The following is a 15,973-nucleotide window of genomic DNA, read 5'->3' on the forward strand; positions in this document are numbered from 1 at the left end:
CATAGCAAGTTGGTCCCACCCCTTCCCATCCCGAACAGGACCGTGAAACAACTTTGCGCCGATGATAGTGCTGCAACCAGTGTGAAAGTAGGTTATCGTCAGGCTTGTTATACGAAAAAACCCCTTCCGGTGATCCGGTTGGGGTTTTTTTACGTCTGGTGGTTTGATATGCCGTGGGTGCTTGTCGGATTACGCGCGCGGTGACACAAATACGTGTTGCAGCTGTTCCAAATTGATACATGGACAGCCGGATGTGGGGCATATACGCATGGCATGGCATTTGCTCTTCTTGGGTATTCACTAAAAAACCAAGGAGACCAGCATGACCTATTCCATTCGTACCCTGCTCGGCATGGCAGCCGCCGGCGCCGTCGCCCTCACTTCCCTGCTGACCTTGCCGCATGCCTATGCGCATGGCAACGTCACGCCGCAAGGCGTCGACACCACGGGCTTGCCGAAGGTGGGCGACAAGTGGCTCGAACAAAACCCGTATCGGGGCAACAAGCTGGCCCTGACCGTAGGCACCTCGGCCTACAACCAGAATTGCGCCCGCTGCCACGGCATCGAAGCCATTTCGGGCGGCATCGCGCCGGACTTGCGCCAGCTGGACCGCGATTGCTTCGGTATCAAGAATGAGACAAAGAAACAGGCTTGCTACAAGGAGACGGACAATTACTACCTGACCACCATCCGTCACGGTAAAGTGCGCAATGGCGCCGTGTACATGCCGCCGTTCGAAGGCGTGTTCAACCAGGAAGCCATGTGGGCCATCAAGACCTATCTGGAAACCCGCCGCGAATCCAATTAAGTCGAACCGATCACGAAGGAGTCCCATGCGTTCATTTCAACTCCGGGGCATGCGCGCGATGATCTCGCTCGCTTGCCTGGCGCTCTGCGCAGCCGCGCCGGCGCATGCCGACTGGCAGAAAGTGCAGCAGTCGGGCAGCCTGAAAGTGGCTGTGTACAACGAGTTCGCGCCGTTTTCCGACAAGGGCGTTGGCATCGATATCGATATTGCCGAAGCGCTGGCGAAAAAGCTGGGGCTGAAACTGAGTTTGCTGCCATTTCCCGCCGGCGAAAATCTGAACGACGATTTGCGCAATATGGTGTGGAAAGGGCATTACCTCGGTTATGGCCCCGCCGACGTGATGCTGCATGTGCCGGTCGACAAGAAGTTGATGGCGGATAACGACAAGGTTGAGATCTTCGCACCCTACTACGTGGAAACCGTGCGCCTGGTGCGCAGCGCGCAATCCGTGCCGCAATTCGACGGAGTCGCTTCGCTGGCCGGCAAGCGTATCGGCGTGGAAAAGGTGTCGATCGCGGCCATGCTGATGTTGGGCGAAGACAATGGCAAGTACCGCGACGACGTGCGCATCTTCGATACGGCCGCCGAAGCCTTGCAGCAATTGCAGGCGGGCAAGCTCGACGCCGTGCTGGCCAACCGTTCGGAAATCGAATCGGTGCTGAAAAGCGACCCCGCTTTCCCCTTGAGCGAAGTGGCGTTCGCCCGCTTGCCGCGTGCCGGCTGGGCCGTGGGCCTGGCCGTCAGCAAGCAACAGCTCGACGTGGCCAAGTTGCTGCAGGCAGCCATGAACGAGATGGCGGCCAGCGGCGAACTGAAAACGATCTTTGAGAAGTATGGCGTGAAGGAGGCGCGGCCCTGAAGTAGCTTGCTCTGGTTTAAAAGCCCGCGCATCGGAAGAGGCGCGGGCTTTTTAGTTTTAGAAACTATATTGGGCGCTGACACCCAGCAGCCAATTGCGTCCTGGCGCCGCTTCATAGTAGCGTTTGTTGCTGTCGCCGACGATGACGGAGCCCACGTAGGTCTTGTCGAAAAGATTGTTCAGGCGGGCAAATTCCTTGAAGCGCCAGTTCCCCACGTTTTGTTTGGCGTTGAAGCGCGCATTGAACACCGTGTAGCCGGGCGCCGGTTTTTCGATGTTGCTGTCTTCCGCGTAGACCTGGTTGCTGGCCACGCTTTCCAGCGCCGCGCCAAAGCGGTCGAGCTTATCTTTCCACGCCAGTTCCGCGAACAGGTTGGCGCTGGGCACGCCAGGCAAACGGCTGCCTTCGCGCACGCTGCCAAACGCCTGGTCATACACGGCGTGCAGGCTGGTCAGTGCTACTTTTGCCGTGAAACCATATGGCAAGTTTGAGTCCAGCGACACTTCCATACCTTGGCGCAAGGTTTTACCTGCATTGCGATAGCTGGTGCGCCCGCCGCTGGACTTGTCGACCACCAGTTCGTCGTTGGTCTTGATCTGGAACACGGCCGCGTTTACGTGGGTGTTGTTGGCGATTCTCGCCTTGATGCCTGCTTCCAGGTTGGTGCTGGTGGCCGGTTTTAGCTGGTAATTGAAGCCGCCGCCCGTGCCCGAGTAAAACAGTTCATTCAAGGTAGGCGCCTCAAAACCGCGCGCGGCGCTGGCGTACACGTTGACGCTCGGCGTCAGTTTATACAGCAGACCCAGCACCGGTGTCGTGTGGCTGAATTCGAGGCTGCCGCTGTCGTTCCCATTGCTGAGATAGTGGTCGTCGACCGCCACTTTCATCTTGCTGTAGCGCACACCTGCGCTCAGCAGCCATGGGCCGCTTTGCCATTCCGTCTGGATATAGGGATCGAGGCTGGAGACGACATTCTGCTCGTCGCGGCGCAGCTTGCCTTTCACGCCAAACGTGTTGCCGATGTAATTTTCATAGCCGGTGCGGTCATCGCTGGAGCGGCCATAGTCGATGCCGATGGTGGTGCTCAGCTTGCCGCCGGCCAACTGGTTCACGTGCAGCCAGTTGGTATCGATGCCGTAGAACTCACGCTGGAAGTCGACCACGCCGCCTGAATGGCTGGGCGGTGCCTGGAAGCCTTTGGTAAAAGCCTGGTACTGGATCACGTCGCGGTTGCCGCCATACACCATCACATGCAGGCGGTCGTCGCCGAACGACTGTTCATAGGTGGCGCCGATTTGCTGGTGGTCGATGCTCTTGCGCGTGTTGTAGCGCTCGGCCAGGGTGCGCTTCGGGTTTTGTGTGTCGCTCGCATCGGTTTCGCCAGCGCGCGGGTCGCGGGCAAACGTGGCCCAGGTGGCGCCCAGCGGATCTTGCGTGTTTCCTTGGTGCAGGCTGTTGGCAACGATGGTCAGCTTGCTGTCCGCACTGGGCTTGACGGTGATCTTGCCGAACGCCTGTTCGCGCGTGGCGGCGCTGTGGTCGCGGAAACCGTCCGTGCGGAAGCGCGAGCCGTCGAGCACGTAGCCGATGCCGCCTGCCTGGCCTTGCGCCGTCAAGTCCACTTTGTTGGTGCCGTAGCTGCCGCCCACCACATTCAATTCGACGGACGGAGGATTTTGCCCATCCTTGGAAAACAGCTGGATCACGCCGCCCGAGTGGTTGCCGTAGATGGCAGAAAACGGTCCGCGCAGCACTTCGATGCGCTCGGCCGTATCGAGGTTGAAGGTGGCGGCCTGGCCTTGGCCGTCGGGCATGCTGGCAGGAATGCCATCGCTGATCAGTTTGACGCCGCGCACGCCAAAGGCCGAGCGTGCGCCGAAGCCGCGCGACGAGATTTGCAAGTCTTGCGCATAGTTCTGGCGGTTTTGCACGACCAGGCCCGGCACGGCGGCCAGCGCTTCTGACGCGTTGACGCGGATTTGGCCATCCTGGATGCGGGCGCTGTCGACGACGTCGATCGAGGCCGGCACTTCCTGGCTTGGATGGGCGATGCGGCTGCCGCTGACGACCACCGTATCCATCAGTTGCCCGTTGGCCGGGGCAGCTGCCTCGGCGGCAAAGACGTGAGGGGCGAGGGTAGCGCTGCCGGCGACAAACAGGCTGGCGATGGTGTTCAGGCGGAAACGGTGCTGCATGCGGATTCTCCAATGTGAATAAAAGCCTGCTTTGGTCGCGTGCGCGGCGCAGGTCTGCATCGTTGTATCAAGCAATATGCCTGCCATGTCTCCATTGGTGGGCTGAAATTATACGCGTGTCAGTGGCATGGCGTTTGCATACAGCAATGTTCAGATGCGCCGATGCCGCGCGCTTTTCCTGTGTTTTGCCATCGAAAGGTGATTATGCCCAACTTCTTCTCGCGCTTGCGCCAAGTGTGCTGGCTGCTGCCTGCGCTCGCCAGCAGCGCCCTCCAGGCTGCTCCATTTGCCTATGTTCCCAATGAAAAATCGGGCACCTTGAGCGTGATCGACACGGCGACCGACCAGGTCGTGCGCCAGATTGCAGCCGGCAAGCGTCCGCGCGGCATCGCCGCCGACCCCACCGGGCGGCAATTGTTTGTCACGGATGCGGCCAGCAGCGCCTTGCTGCTGATCGATAACGCTGGCGGCGCCCCCCTGCGCACGGTGGCGCTGGGCAAGTCGCCCGAAGGCGTCAGCGCTTCGCAAGACGGTCATTACGTGGCCGTGGCCGTCGAGGAAAACAATAGCGTGGCCTTGCTCGATGGGCAGACGGGCGTCTTGCTCGCCGATATCAAGGTGCATGGACGCAATCCGGAACATGCCGTTTTCAGCCCCGATGGGCGCTGGCTGCTGGTCAGCGCGGAAGAGGCTGAACAAGTCGATGTCATTGATGTGGTGCAACGCCGCCAGGTGGCGTCCATCGCCGTGGGATTGCGCCCGCGCGGCATCGGTTTCAGTCCGGACTCGGGCCGCGCCTACGTGGCGTGCGAACTGGTCAATGCCGTCTACGTCATCGACATGGCCGCGCGCAAGGCCATCGCCACCATTCCCGCTGGCAAGAATGCAAACGGCATCGTGGTCCATCCCAGCGGCAAGCAGGTGTATGTCTCGAACGGTATCGATGGCACGGTGATGGTGATCGACACGGCCAGCAACGAGGTCACGGCCACCATTCCCGTCGGCAAGCGCCCGTGGAACATGGCCATCACGCCCGATGGCGCCAAGCTGTACGTGGCCAATGGCCGTTCGAACAGCGTTTCCGTCATCGACACGGCCAGCGCGCGCAAGGTGGCCGATATTGCTGTAGGTGAATTGCCATGGGGCGTGGTGATTCGTTAATGGCACAGGAACAGGTGTTCCAGTCTGGTACACCTGTTCCATTGTGCAGCGGCTCAAGCCCGGGCATGCGCTGAAAAGCACACCGGTATTGACGCTAGGCCCTTGTAACAAGGGTAAAAGCGGCTAAGTTTGTAGTGGGATGCCGAGCTGGCACGGCATTTGCGGAAGACTCCGTGTACTCACCCCATCTGTACCAGGACGTTTGATTTTAATTACAGCAATTCCATTCTAATTAACCCGATAGAGGACGACATGAATCTCGCAGACATCAGCAAACTGGGCGTAGCCAATCCCTTCAAACAACGCTATGACAATTACATCCGCGGCAAATTCGTTGCCCCGGTAAAAGGTGAATACTTTCCTAACATCACACCGATCACGGGCTTGCCATTTTGCGAAATCGCCCGTTCCACGGCGGAAGATGTCGAGCTGGCCTTGGACGCCGCCCATGCCGCCAAGGATGCCTGGGGCAAGACATCGCCTGCCGAGCGCGCCAATATCCTGAACCGCATCGCCGACCGCATCGAACAGAACCTGAGCCTGATCGCCACGGCGGAAACCATCGACAATGGCAAGCCGATCCGCGAAACGATGAACGCCGACATCCCGCTGGCCATCGACCATTTCCGTTATTTCGCCGGCTGCATCCGCGCGCAAGAAGGTTCCGTCGCGCAAATCGATGCGGAAACCTATGCCTACCACTACCACGAGCCGCTCGGCGTCGTGGGCCAGATCATTCCATGGAATTTCCCGATTCTGATGGCTGTGTGGAAACTGGCGCCAGCCCTGGCCGCCGGCAATTGCGTCGTGCTCAAACCGGCCGAGCAGACACCGGCCTCCATCATGGTGTTGATCGAGCTGATCGGCGACCTGCTGCCGCCGGGCGTGCTGAACATCATCAATGGTTTCGGCCTGGAAGCGGGCAAGCCGCTGGCCTCGAGCAAGCGCATCGCCAAGATCGCCTTCACGGGCGAAACAGGCACGGGCCGCTTGATCATGGGCTACGCCGCGCAAAACCTGATTCCCGTCACCCTGGAGCTGGGCGGCAAGTCGCCGAACATCTTCTTTGAAGACGTGATGGACGCGGACGATGACTATTTCGACAAATGCCTGGAAGGTTTTGCCATGTTCGCGCTGAACCAGGGCGAAGTGTGCACCTGCCCATCGCGCGTGCTGATCCAGGAATCGATCTACGAGAAATTCATCGAACGTGCTCTGAAGCGCGTGGCCGCCATCAAGCAGGGCAACCCGCTCGACTCGTCCACCATGATCGGTGCGCAGGCGTCGCAGGAGCAGCTGGAAAAAATCCTGTCCTATCTCGACATCGGCCGCCAGGAAGGCGCCGAAGTGCTGGCTGGCGGCGAGCGCAACACGCAGGCGGGCGACTTGGAAGGCGGCTACTACGTGCGTCCGACCGTATTCAAGGGTAATAACAAGATGCGCATCTTCCAGGAAGAGATTTTTGGACCGGTCGTGTCCGTGACCACTTTCAAGGATGAGGCCGACGCGCTGGCGATTGCCAACGATACCTTGTACGGCCTGGGCGCCGGCCTGTGGACGCGCGACGGTTCGCGCGCCTTCCGCATGGGACGCGCCATCCAGGCGGGCCGCGTGTGGACCAATTGCTACCACCTGTATCCGGCCCACGCCGCGTTCGGCGGCTACAAGCAATCGGGTATCGGCCGCGAAAACCACAAGATGATGCTCGATCACTACCAGCAAACGAAGAACTTGCTGGTGAGCTATAGCCCGAAAGCGCTGGGCTTCTTCTAAACCGGTACACGCGCCGCGCCTGTCAATCCAGGCGCGGCGCGCAGAAAGGGATGCCATGAGTGCAGCAATTGCCCGGGTGGTCGCCACCGATGCGGCGCTGGAAATGATGGACAAGTTGCGCCAGCGTCACGGCCCGCTGATGTTTTTCCAGTCGGGCGGCTGCTGCGACGGCAGCGCGCCCATGTGCTATGCGCTGGGCGAGTTCGATGTCAGCGACACCGACATCTATCTCGGCAATTTGAATGGCACACCGTTCTACATGGGACTCGAGCAATTCGAGTACTGGGAGCATACCCAGTTGATTATCGATGTGGTCGATGGCAATGGCGGCATGTTTTCACTCGACAACGGCACGGGCAAGCGCTTCTTGACGCGTTCGCGCCTGTTCACCGATGAAGAGTGCGCCTTGCTGCATGCCCAGCCGCATGAGCACCGCAAGACTTGATACACACACATACTAATAAAACAGAGGGAGATGACTGTGCAGAAAAAAATCATGGGGATACTCGTCGGTTTGGGTTTGGCATCGCTGGCCCAGGCGGCCGACATGGGCAATGTCACCAATGCCATGCTCGACAGCACGGCGAAGAATCCGGCCAGCGTCCTGTCGTTTGGCATGGGCACGCAGGGCCAGCGCTATTCGCCTTTGACGCAGATCAATGACAAGACCGTGGCCAAGCTGGTGCCGGCCTGGTCGTTCTCGTTTGGCGGTGAAAAACAGCGTGGCCAGGAATCGCAGCCGCTGATTCATAACGGCAAGATGTTCGTCACGGCATCGTATTCGCGCATCTTTGCCGTCGACTTGAAAACGGGCGCCAAGCTGTGGAAGTACGAGCATCGCTTGCCAGACGGCATCATGCCCTGCTGCGACGTGGTCAACCGTGGTGCGGCCCTGTACGGCAACCTGGTGATTTTCGGCACGCTCGACGCCTATCTGGTGGCGCTGGACCAGAATACAGGCAAGATCGTCTGGAAAGAAAAAGTCGACGATTATGCGGCCGGCTACTCGATGACGGCCGCGCCGCTGATCGCCGAAGGCTTGCTGCTGACGGGCGTGTCGGGCGGTGAATTCGGCATCGTGGGCCGGGTCGAAGCGCGCAACCCGATGACGGGCGACCTCGTGTGGAGCCGTCCGACGGTAGAGGGCCATATGGGCCACCGCTACGACAAGGATGGCAAGGCGATCGACAATGGCGTGTCCGGCACTGCGAACAAGACGTGGCCCGGCGACCTGTGGAAAACGGGCGGCGCCTCGACGTGGATGGGTGGTACCTATGATCCGCAAACCAAGCTTGCCTACTTTGGCACCGGCAACCCGGCGCCATGGAACAGCCACTTGCGTCCCGGCGACAATCTGTATTCGTCGTCCACCGTGGCGCTGGACGTGAAAACGGGCCAGATCAAGTGGGCGTATCAAAACACGCCGAACGATGCCTGGGATTTCGACGGCGCCAACGAATTCGTCACCTTCGACATGGATGGCAAGCGCTACGGCGGCAAGGCCGACCGTAACGGTTTCTTCTATGTGATCGACGCCAACACGGGCAAGCTGCAGAACGCCTTTCCGTTTGTGAAGAAAATCACATGGGCCAGCAGCATCGACCTGAAGACGGGCCGGCCCAACTTCATCGCCGCCGGCCGCCCCGGCGACCCAACCAAGGGAGAGGAAGGCAAGAAGGGCACGACCGTGTTTGCCGCGCCTGCTTTCCTCGGCGCCAAAAACCAGATGCCGATGGCGTACTCGCCGCAAACCAAGCTGTTCTATGTGCCGGCGAACGAATGGGGCATGGATATCTGGAATGAGCCGATCAGCTACAAGAAGGGCGGCGCTTTCCTCGGTGCCGGTTTCACCATCAAGCCCCTGTTTGACGACTATATCGGCGCCATGCGCGCCGTCGATCCGAAGACGGGCAAGATCGTCTGGGAAATCAAGAACAACGCGCCGCTGTGGGGCGGCGTGATGAGCACGGCCGGTAACCTGGTGTTCTACGGCACGCCGGAAGGCTTCCTGAAAGCCGTCGATGCGAAGACGGGCAAGGAGCTGTGGAAATTCCAGACGGGCTCCGGCGTCGTGGCGCCGCCCGTCACGTGGCAGGATGGCGACACGCAATATGTGGCCGTCGTTTCCGGCTGGGGTGGCGCGGTGCCGCTGTGGGGCGGCGAAGTGGCGAAGAAGGTCAACTTCCTGGAGCAGGGCGGTTCCGTGTGGGTTTTCAAGCTGGCATCGAAGTAACGGGGTGAAGCATCCGGGCCACTCGGATGGGTGTCTCCCTGTCCGCCGGGTGTTTTCTTTTTGCTGACGGCCCAGGCCGTCAGTTTTTTGTTTACCTGTATGCCCGATACGCATACTGGCGGTCAAAAAATGAACACTATCAGTGGCGATTGATCCGCTGCTGCACACCTTAAATACGCTTTTTCTCTTTCTTCCTCTGGGCCGTGCTGGGCACGCTTATTGCCAAAGCTTGAGGTACATCAATCACTGGTGTGCACACTAAAAACAGAGAAGAAAGAGGAGAAGCAATGAACACATGGATCAAGCTGGTGAGCCTGGGTATCATGACAATCGCAGCGGTGGGACAGGCGCAAGCCGTCGATATCAAGGCCGGCGACTGGACCGTATCGGTAGGCGGCATCGTCAACGCCTATTACACGCAAGTGTCGTGTTCGGGTGATGCGGTGGGCGGGCTGGCGCTGGGCGGCCAGGCGCTCGGTTGCGGCGGAGAGAAGGACCGCACCACCATCGGCAACGGCTTGCTGCCCAACGGCTTGATCACCTCGGCAAGCTCGAGGCTGGGCGAGTACGACGTGAAAGCCTTGATCGGCATCTACAACTCGACGGCTACGGACAGCGCCATCAGCCAGAACAGCGTGGTCGACGTGCGCCAGGCTTTCTTTACGTTTGGCAATGAGCAGATGGGCACGTTCAAGCTGGGCCGCGACTATGGCATCTTCGGCGCGAACGCGATTCTGTCCGACATGACCTTGCTGGGTTCGGGCGCGCCGGTGCAGGCGACGCAGCGGGGCCGCGTGACCCTGGGCCATATCGGCGCCGGCTATACCTATTTGGGCAACTATGGCCAGATCATGTACAGCTCGCCGAAGTCGGGCGGCGTTGGCGTCGATGTGGCGCTGGTCAGTCCTGTCTCCGATACGCCCATCGTGGCAGGCTCGACCTATTCTTCGAAGTCGAGTCCGCAAGTGCAGGCGCAAGTGACGTATGCGCAGGAAGGGTTGAAGGCGTGGCTCGGCGTGAAGTCGCAAAAATTCACCTCGAAAACGCCAGGAATCGATGACCTGACCATGCGCGGCGTGGAAGTGGGTGGCTCGTACCAGATGGGCCCGGCTAGCGTATTGGTCAACTTCCAGGGAGGCAAGGGGCTCGGTATCTTGTCCGATGCGGACCAGGGCGATACCAAGTCGAAGAACTGGTTGCTGCAAGGCACGTATAAAACGACGGACAAGCTGAAGCTGGGCTTGTCCTACGGCATCAGCAAGAACGATGACAACACGGCGGGCACGGGCGGCTTGAAGTCGAACGCCAACCTGACCCTGGGCGCGTATTACTCGCTCAACAGCGCGATCACCCTGGTGGGCGAGCTGGGCCAGACGCGTTCGAAAGGTTTTGCCGGTGGCGAAGCGAAGATGAATGGCGTGTCCCTGGGCGGCATTATTTTCTTCTAACTCAACAACGCGGCGCCTTGCGACAGGGCGCCGCACGGAGCACCATGCATGCGGATAATGCGCTTGTTCATAGCTTGCTGGCTATTCCTGTTTATCCTGGGACAGGTTTGGGCCGGTGTGCTCACCAAGGCCGAGCTGGCGCGGCGTTTTCCTGCGCCCATCGTCGTGGGCGACAAGGAGACCGATTTGCCCGTCTGGCCTTTGTTCCGCCAAAACGCCACGGCCACCGAACTGGTCGGCTACGTTTTTGAATCGCTGGACTTGGCGCCCATTCCTGGCTTTTCCGGCGTGCCCGTCAATCTGCTGATCGCCATCGATCCGAAGGGCAGTTTTCTCGATGTCGCCGTGCTGTCGCAGCACGAACCCGTGTTTCTCGACGGCTTGGGCGAAGCGCCCTTGTTTCAGTTCGTCAAACAGTACCAGGGCTTGTCGCTGAAACAGAATATCGCCATCGATGCGCGAACCAAGCGCGCGCCGGATGCGACCCATGCCGATATCGATGGCGTGTCGAAGGCCACGGCCTCTGTACGCATCATCAACCAGAGCGTGCTGGCCTCGGCCTTGAAAGTGTCGCGCAAAAAACTCGGTTTTGCGCAAGGCCGTGACCCCGACCAGATTGCCCGCATCCGCATGCAGGTATTCGAGAAACTCAGTGTGTCGCAGATGCTCGAACAGGGCTTGATCCAGCATGTGCGCTTGAGCAACAAGGAGGTGGAAGCCTTGTTTGCGGGGAGTCCCGGAGCCGGACTCGAACCGGAAGCCGTGCGCGACCCGGACGGCGTGTTCATCGACCTGTATCTGGCCTATGTATCCGTTCCCACGGTGGGGCGCAATTTGTTGACGGAACGCAGCTGGAACAAATTGCGCAACCGGCTTGACGAAGGCGACCACGCCATCCTCATCATGTCGCGCGGGCGCTACAGCGTGCTGGGCGACGGTTTCGTGCGCGGCACCGTGCCCGACCGGCTGTTGCTGAAGCAGGATGGCTTGCCCATCGACATGCGCGACCTGGACCTGGACTTGAGCTTGTCCGATACGGCTTCCTTGCCGACGGAAAATATCGTCGCATTGCGCATCATCAGCCAGGTGGGACTCGATGCGGCCAGTCCGCTGGCGTTCACGTTGTCGATCACGCGCAGCAAGGGCATCGTGTATCCGGAACGCATCGCCCGCAACGTCGATGTCAGCTACCGCCTACCGGCCGATTTTTATACGGCGCCGCAAGGCGACGATGCTAGCTGGCGCGGCACGTGGAAGAACCGCAAGGCTGAGTTGCTGCTTTTGCTGGCCGGGCTGGCGCTGCTGGCCGGCGCATTGGCGTGGCAGAAACGGCTGGTGCGCGATGGCCGCCAATTTGCATGGTTCCGCCGTCTGTTCCTGGTGTTTACGATAGGCTTTATCGGCTATTACGCGCAGGGGCAGTTATCGATCGTCAATGTCACGGGCGTCATCCAGGCGCTGCTGGCGGGGCGCAGCCTGGGCTTTTTCCTGTTCGATCCGATGACGGTGATCCTGTGGGCGTTCGTGCTGCTCAGCCTGCTGATCTGGGGGCGCGGCACGTTTTGCGGCTGGCTGTGCCCGTTTGGAGCGCTGCAGGAATTCACTGGCAAGCTGGGCCAGTGGCTGCGCTTGCCTCAGTGGAAGATCAAGCCGCGCCTCGACGGGCGTCTGAAATGGATCAAGTATGGCTTGCTGTTGGCCATCCTTTCCAGCAGCCTGTTTTCCAGCCAGATCACGGACAAGCTGGTCGAGCTGGAACCGTTCAAGACGGCCATCACCCTGAACTTCGTGCGCGCCTGGCCGTTTGTTGCGTATGCCGTGGGCTTGCTGCTGCTCAGCAGTGTTTCCTATAAATTCTTTTGCCGTTACCTGTGCCCGTTTGGTGCGGCGCTGGCGCTGCTGGGACGGTTTCGCTTGTTCAATTGGATTCCGCGCCGCAAGGAGTGTGGCACGCCGTGCCAGACTTGCCGCCACCGTTGCGAACATCACGCCATCGCGCCAAGCGGGAAGGTCGATTACGGTGAATGTTTCCAGTGCATGGATTGCGTGGTGATTTACGCCAGCGATGAAAAATGCGCACCCTTGATGCTGGAAATCAAGCGTGCCCGCACGATACCCATTGTCCGGGCCACGACAGAGGAGAGCAGCAATGCAGCGTAGAACCTTTATATCCGCAGCGATAGGCAGCGGGGCTAGCATGGTGGGCTTGTCTTTGCCTGGCAGCATGGCGCGCGGCACGGCCACGGCATCCGGCGTGCGCCCTTATCAAGGCGCAGCGCTGGCGTTTGGCACGACGATCGCCGTCACCGTATTGCACCACGATCAGCGCCAGGCTGAGCTGGCCATCGAGGATGCCTTGCATGCAGCCAGGAATATCGACCGCCTGATGAGCATTTACAGTCCCGCCAGCCAAGTCTTCCAGCTGAACCGTGATGGTCGCCTGGCCCGGCCGGCCCCCCATCTGCTGGCCGTGCTGGCGCAGGCGCAAACCTTGTCGCAATGGAGCGATGGTGCGTTTGATATCACTGTGCAACCCTTATGGCAGCTGTTTCACGCGGCGGCAGGCCAGGCCGGCTTGCCTGCGGAAGCATTGCGGCGCGAAGCGCAGGCGCGGGTCGGCTGGCGGCAATTGGCGTGGGACAAACGTGAAGTGCGTTTCCTGCAAGCGGGTATGGCGCTGACCTTGAATGGTCTGGCGCAAGGTTACGCGGCGGACATGGCGCTGGCGGCCGTGCAGGCGCGCGGCATACGGCACGCGCTGCTGGACACGGGCGAATTCGTTGCACGCGGGCAGCGTTCCGTGCGCCGTCCTTGGACCTTGGGTATCCAGGACCCGCGCGACGCAGAAATCCTGGCGGCCACCTTGAAAGTGGAAGGGCGCAGCGTGGCCACTTCGGGCGACTACGAATGCACGTTCACGCCCGACTTTGTACATCACCACATCTTTGATCCCTCGAAGGGCGATTCGCCGCGTGAACTGGCCAGCGTGACGGTGCTGGCGCCCACGGGCTTGCTGGCCGATGGCTTGTCGACGACCTTCATGGTGACGGGCGCGGCGCGTGCGCATGCGATGGCCGCGCGGATGGAAGGCGTCGACTTGATGACCATCGACAAGCAGGGCCGGCGCCAGATGTCGCCGGGCTTTTCCCGTCTGCTCTAGGCTATTTCAGATGCGGCACCTTGCGATAGATCGTGTTGCGCGACACGCCCAGCGCCCGCGCCGTGGCCGAGACGTTGCCGCCGTGGGCATCGAGCGACTTGAGAATGGCGCTCTGTTCCATCTCTTCCAGGTTGGCGCCGGCCGCGATCATGCGGTCCGTGCTGGCGCTGGCGGCAGTTGCTTGCGTCATTTCAATATCATCGAGGAAATCGTCGGGCATGTGGCGCAGACAGATTTCGTGTTCGTCGCCTGCCATGACGATGGCCGTGCGCAACAGATTGGTCAGCTGGCGGAAATTACCCGGCCATTTGTGCTGGTGGAACATGCGCAAGATGTCCGGCGCCACCGTGTAGCGCGTATCGGGCGCTTCCGTCGCGAGGATTTTTTTCACGACCGTATCGAGATCCGTGCGTTCGCGTAGCGGCGGCAGTTTGACCACCAGGCCATTCAGGCGGTAATACAAGTCTTCGCGGAACAGCCCCTTGGCCATGCGTTCGCGCAAGTTGTGATTCGTGGCGCAAATGAGTTCCACATTGACGGTGATCGATTTGCTGCTGCCCAGCGGGGTGACCATACGTTCCTGCAACACGCGCAACAGGCGCGCCTGCAAGCCAAACGGCATGTCGCCGATTTCATCGAGAAACAGGGTGCCGCCATTGGCTTGCAAGATCTTGCCGATGGCCCCTTTCTTGCGCGCACCTGTAAACGCCCCGTCCTCATAGCCGAACAGTTCGGACTCGATCAGGGTTTCCGGAATCGACGCGCAATTGACGGCGATAAACGGTCCCATGGCGCGCGGCGAATCGTTATGGATGGCTTGCGCCAGCAATTCCTTGCCCGTGCCCGTTTCACCCATGACGAGGATGGGGATATCGCGTCCCAATACCTTGTTGACCTTTTCGATTACCAGTTCCAGTTGCGGATCGCCCGTGCGCAGGTAGCGCAGGCCGGACAGGCGGCGCGCCGCGTTGGCCGCATGGCTGGCCGGCGCGGGAACCTGCGCCGGGGCGGCGTTGATGTCGCTATGATCGGTATTGGATGCAAAGCCATGCTGGAAGGCACTATTGGCCAACCGCAACTGCGCGCGTCCATACACGCGTACGCCACTGTGCATGCACAGGTTCAGCAAACCGGGTGAGGCCGTGCGGTAATGGTCGTACAGGGCGGACACGGGCAAGCCGAACAGGGAGCTGAACGTGTGCGATTGCAGCGCGGCAAATGACAGACCCAGCTGGAACAAGCCATTCTTGTTGGCCGATAAGAACCGTCCGCCCGGCGTGAATGAGGCGATGCCTTCCATCAAGGTGCCGATGAATTCAGGACGCGCGTGGAAGTGCACGGTGATGGCGTCTTCAAAGGTGGCGGAAAACAGCTGATTTTCGATCATCAGCGCAGACATGCGCACGAGGGCCATCGTATGCTTGTGGAAACTGCGCTGGTCGCTGGAGACATCGAGCACGCCGATGACATTGCCCCTGTGGTCGGTGATCGGCGCTGCGGAACACGTGAGGAAATGATTGGCGGCCAGGTAATGCTGGTCGGCATGGACCAACGTCGGTACTTTTTCCGTGATGGCCGTGCCGATCGCATTCGTGCCGCGGCTTTGTTCCGACCATGCCACGCCCGGTTGCAAAGCGACCCGGTTGGCTTTCTCCAGAAAATCATCGTCGCCCAGTGAATGCACGATGACACCGTTGGCATCCGTCAAGATCACCATATTGTGGGTGTTGACGATTTGCTGGTACAGAGTTTCCATGGCGGGCAGCGCGTGCGTGTGCAGCAGGCGGTTTTGCTCGATCAGCAAGGACAGATCGGATTTGCCGGCAGGCGTAAAGTCGGGCGTTGCCGTGGGAGACAGGCCAAAGGCGACTGAGCGCTGATGGGACGTCTCAATGATGACGGGGACGTTGTCCTGTCCTGCCGGTGGTATGTTCGCGTCCGCGATGGACGAAAACGGTGCGCTACGGTAAGTAGCTGACGGTTGATACATGATCTCGTTGCCTCCGTTGGGCCCTGTACTGCGGCGCTCTTTTGAATATCGAGAGTGTTCCATAATGTAGCACCTGTCACAGATAGGAGCAAAGCAAAGCGAACCGGGCTATCCCCAGTGTTGCTGTCAAGCCCAGAGTTGCTCTCATCAGTGGACGGTGCGCATATCTGTATAAGCAAGTGCGGTGCCAGGGCCGTTTCGCAGGGAGGGAAAATAGCGCTTGCAGCGGGCCCAGGGCAGGGCTATAATTCGCCCCCTCGCTGAACGACGCATGCAAATGCTGAATGAGACGAGAAAAAAGAAGGTTGACGAAATGCTGCAAACGCTTCATACTCTTCCTTCTTC

11 protein-coding genes and 1 rRNA gene are annotated in these 15,973 nt (G+C 60.1%); 10 read left to right on the forward strand and 2 right to left on the reverse strand.

Annotated elements, in window-relative coordinates; all coding sequences use genetic code 11:
- From rrf to KO538_RS28730, 3 genes are all read left to right on the forward strand, one after another.
- Positions 1-104 (forward strand): 5S ribosomal RNA (gene rrf / locus KO538_RS28720); the annotation flags it as partial.
- A gap of 218 nt (positions 105-322) precedes the next feature.
- Positions 323-808 (forward strand): cytochrome c-550 PedF, encoded by a 486-nt coding sequence (gene pedF, locus KO538_RS28725; protein ID WP_034756828.1) that lies wholly within the window; start codon positions 323-325, stop codon positions 806-808.
- Positions 809-833: 25 nt separating this feature from the next.
- Positions 834-1,667, forward strand: coding sequence for an ABC transporter substrate-binding protein (locus tag KO538_RS28730; protein ID WP_219330404.1), 834 nt, complete (start codon positions 834-836; stop codon positions 1,665-1,667).
- 57 nt (positions 1,668-1,724) lie between these two features.
- Here the strand turns inward: KO538_RS28730 and KO538_RS28735 are convergent, their stop codons facing one another.
- On the reverse strand, positions 1,725-3,863 hold the full coding sequence (locus KO538_RS28735; protein ID WP_219330405.1) for a TonB-dependent receptor: 2,139 nt from the start codon (positions 3,861-3,863) through the stop codon (positions 1,725-1,727).
- 204 nt (positions 3,864-4,067) lie between these two features.
- On the opposite strand from KO538_RS28735, the gene KO538_RS28740 reads away from it, so the two are divergent.
- The 7 genes from KO538_RS28740 to KO538_RS28770 all read left to right on the forward strand — a co-directional run bounded on the left by KO538_RS28740 (position 4,068) and on the right by KO538_RS28770 (position 13,638).
- On the forward strand, positions 4,068-5,024 hold the full coding sequence (locus KO538_RS28740; RefSeq protein WP_070301570.1) for a beta-propeller fold lactonase family protein: 957 nt from the start codon (positions 4,068-4,070) through the stop codon (positions 5,022-5,024).
- 252 nt (positions 5,025-5,276) lie between these two features.
- Positions 5,277-6,797: an aldehyde dehydrogenase gene (gene adh / locus KO538_RS28745; RefSeq protein ID WP_219330406.1), complete on the forward strand. Its 1,521-nt coding sequence runs from the start codon at positions 5,277-5,279 to the stop codon at positions 6,795-6,797.
- A 55-nt stretch (positions 6,798-6,852) separates the two neighbouring features.
- Positions 6,853-7,242, forward strand: a complete 390-nt coding sequence (locus KO538_RS28750; protein ID WP_034756816.1) for a DUF779 domain-containing protein — start codon at positions 6,853-6,855, stop codon at positions 7,240-7,242.
- Positions 7,243-7,293: 51 nt separating this feature from the next.
- Positions 7,294-9,030, forward strand: a complete 1,737-nt coding sequence (locus KO538_RS28755) for a PQQ-dependent methanol/ethanol family dehydrogenase (protein ID WP_307788944.1) — start codon at positions 7,294-7,296, stop codon at positions 9,028-9,030.
- A 287-nt stretch (positions 9,031-9,317) separates the two neighbouring features.
- Complete coding sequence (locus KO538_RS28760; RefSeq protein ID WP_219330408.1) at positions 9,318-10,478, forward strand: porin; 1,161 nt, start codon at positions 9,318-9,320, stop codon at positions 10,476-10,478.
- Positions 10,479-10,535: 57 nt separating this feature from the next.
- A complete protein-coding gene (locus KO538_RS28765) occupies positions 10,536-12,638 on the forward strand; it encodes a 4Fe-4S binding protein (RefSeq protein WP_219330409.1) in 2,103 nt (700 codons plus the stop codon).
- 37 nt (positions 12,639-12,675) lie between these two features.
- Complete coding sequence (locus KO538_RS28770; RefSeq protein WP_257620649.1) at positions 12,676-13,638, forward strand: FAD:protein FMN transferase; 963 nt, start codon at positions 12,676-12,678, stop codon at positions 13,636-13,638.
- Between the two features lies 1 nt (position 13,639).
- Here KO538_RS28770 and KO538_RS28775 read toward each other — a convergent pair whose 3' ends face one another.
- Entirely contained in the window at positions 13,640-15,628 is a 1,989-nt protein-coding gene (locus tag KO538_RS28775; protein ID WP_257620650.1) for a sigma-54-dependent Fis family transcriptional regulator, read from the reverse strand.
- Positions 15,629-15,973: the final 345 nt, after the last annotated feature.

Origin of the sequence: Janthinobacterium sp. NKUCC08_JDC (genome assembly GCF_019345575.1) — a bacterium.
Lineage (GTDB): Bacteria > Pseudomonadota > Gammaproteobacteria > Burkholderiales > Burkholderiaceae_D > Janthinobacterium > Janthinobacterium aestuarii.

What these genes read in the sequence shown, in the direction of transcription:
- KO538_RS28775 (WP_257620650.1), bottom strand. Translation starts at nt 15,628, where the DNA reads ATGTATCAACCGTCAGCTACTTACCGTAGCGCACCGTTTTCGTCCATC.
- KO538_RS28760 (WP_219330408.1), top strand. Translation starts at nt 9,318, where the DNA reads ATGAACACATGGATCAAGCTGGTGAGCCTGGGTATCATGACAATCGCA.
- adh (WP_219330406.1), top strand. Translation starts at nt 5,277, where the DNA reads ATGAATCTCGCAGACATCAGCAAACTGGGCGTAGCCAATCCCTTCAAA.
- KO538_RS28750 (WP_034756816.1), top strand. Translation starts at nt 6,853, where the DNA reads ATGAGTGCAGCAATTGCCCGGGTGGTCGCCACCGATGCGGCGCTGGAA.
- KO538_RS28730 (WP_219330404.1), top strand. Translation starts at nt 834, where the DNA reads ATGCGTTCATTTCAACTCCGGGGCATGCGCGCGATGATCTCGCTCGCT.
- KO538_RS28740 (WP_070301570.1), top strand. Translation starts at nt 4,068, where the DNA reads ATGCCCAACTTCTTCTCGCGCTTGCGCCAAGTGTGCTGGCTGCTGCCT.
- pedF (WP_034756828.1), top strand. Translation starts at nt 323, where the DNA reads ATGACCTATTCCATTCGTACCCTGCTCGGCATGGCAGCCGCCGGCGCC.
- KO538_RS28735 (WP_219330405.1), bottom strand. Translation starts at nt 3,863, where the DNA reads ATGCAGCACCGTTTCCGCCTGAACACCATCGCCAGCCTGTTTGTCGCC.
- KO538_RS28765 (WP_219330409.1), top strand. Translation starts at nt 10,536, where the DNA reads ATGCGCTTGTTCATAGCTTGCTGGCTATTCCTGTTTATCCTGGGACAG.
- KO538_RS28755 (WP_307788944.1), top strand. Translation starts at nt 7,294, where the DNA reads ATGGGGATACTCGTCGGTTTGGGTTTGGCATCGCTGGCCCAGGCGGCC.
- KO538_RS28770 (WP_257620649.1), top strand. Translation starts at nt 12,676, where the DNA reads ATGGTGGGCTTGTCTTTGCCTGGCAGCATGGCGCGCGGCACGGCCACG.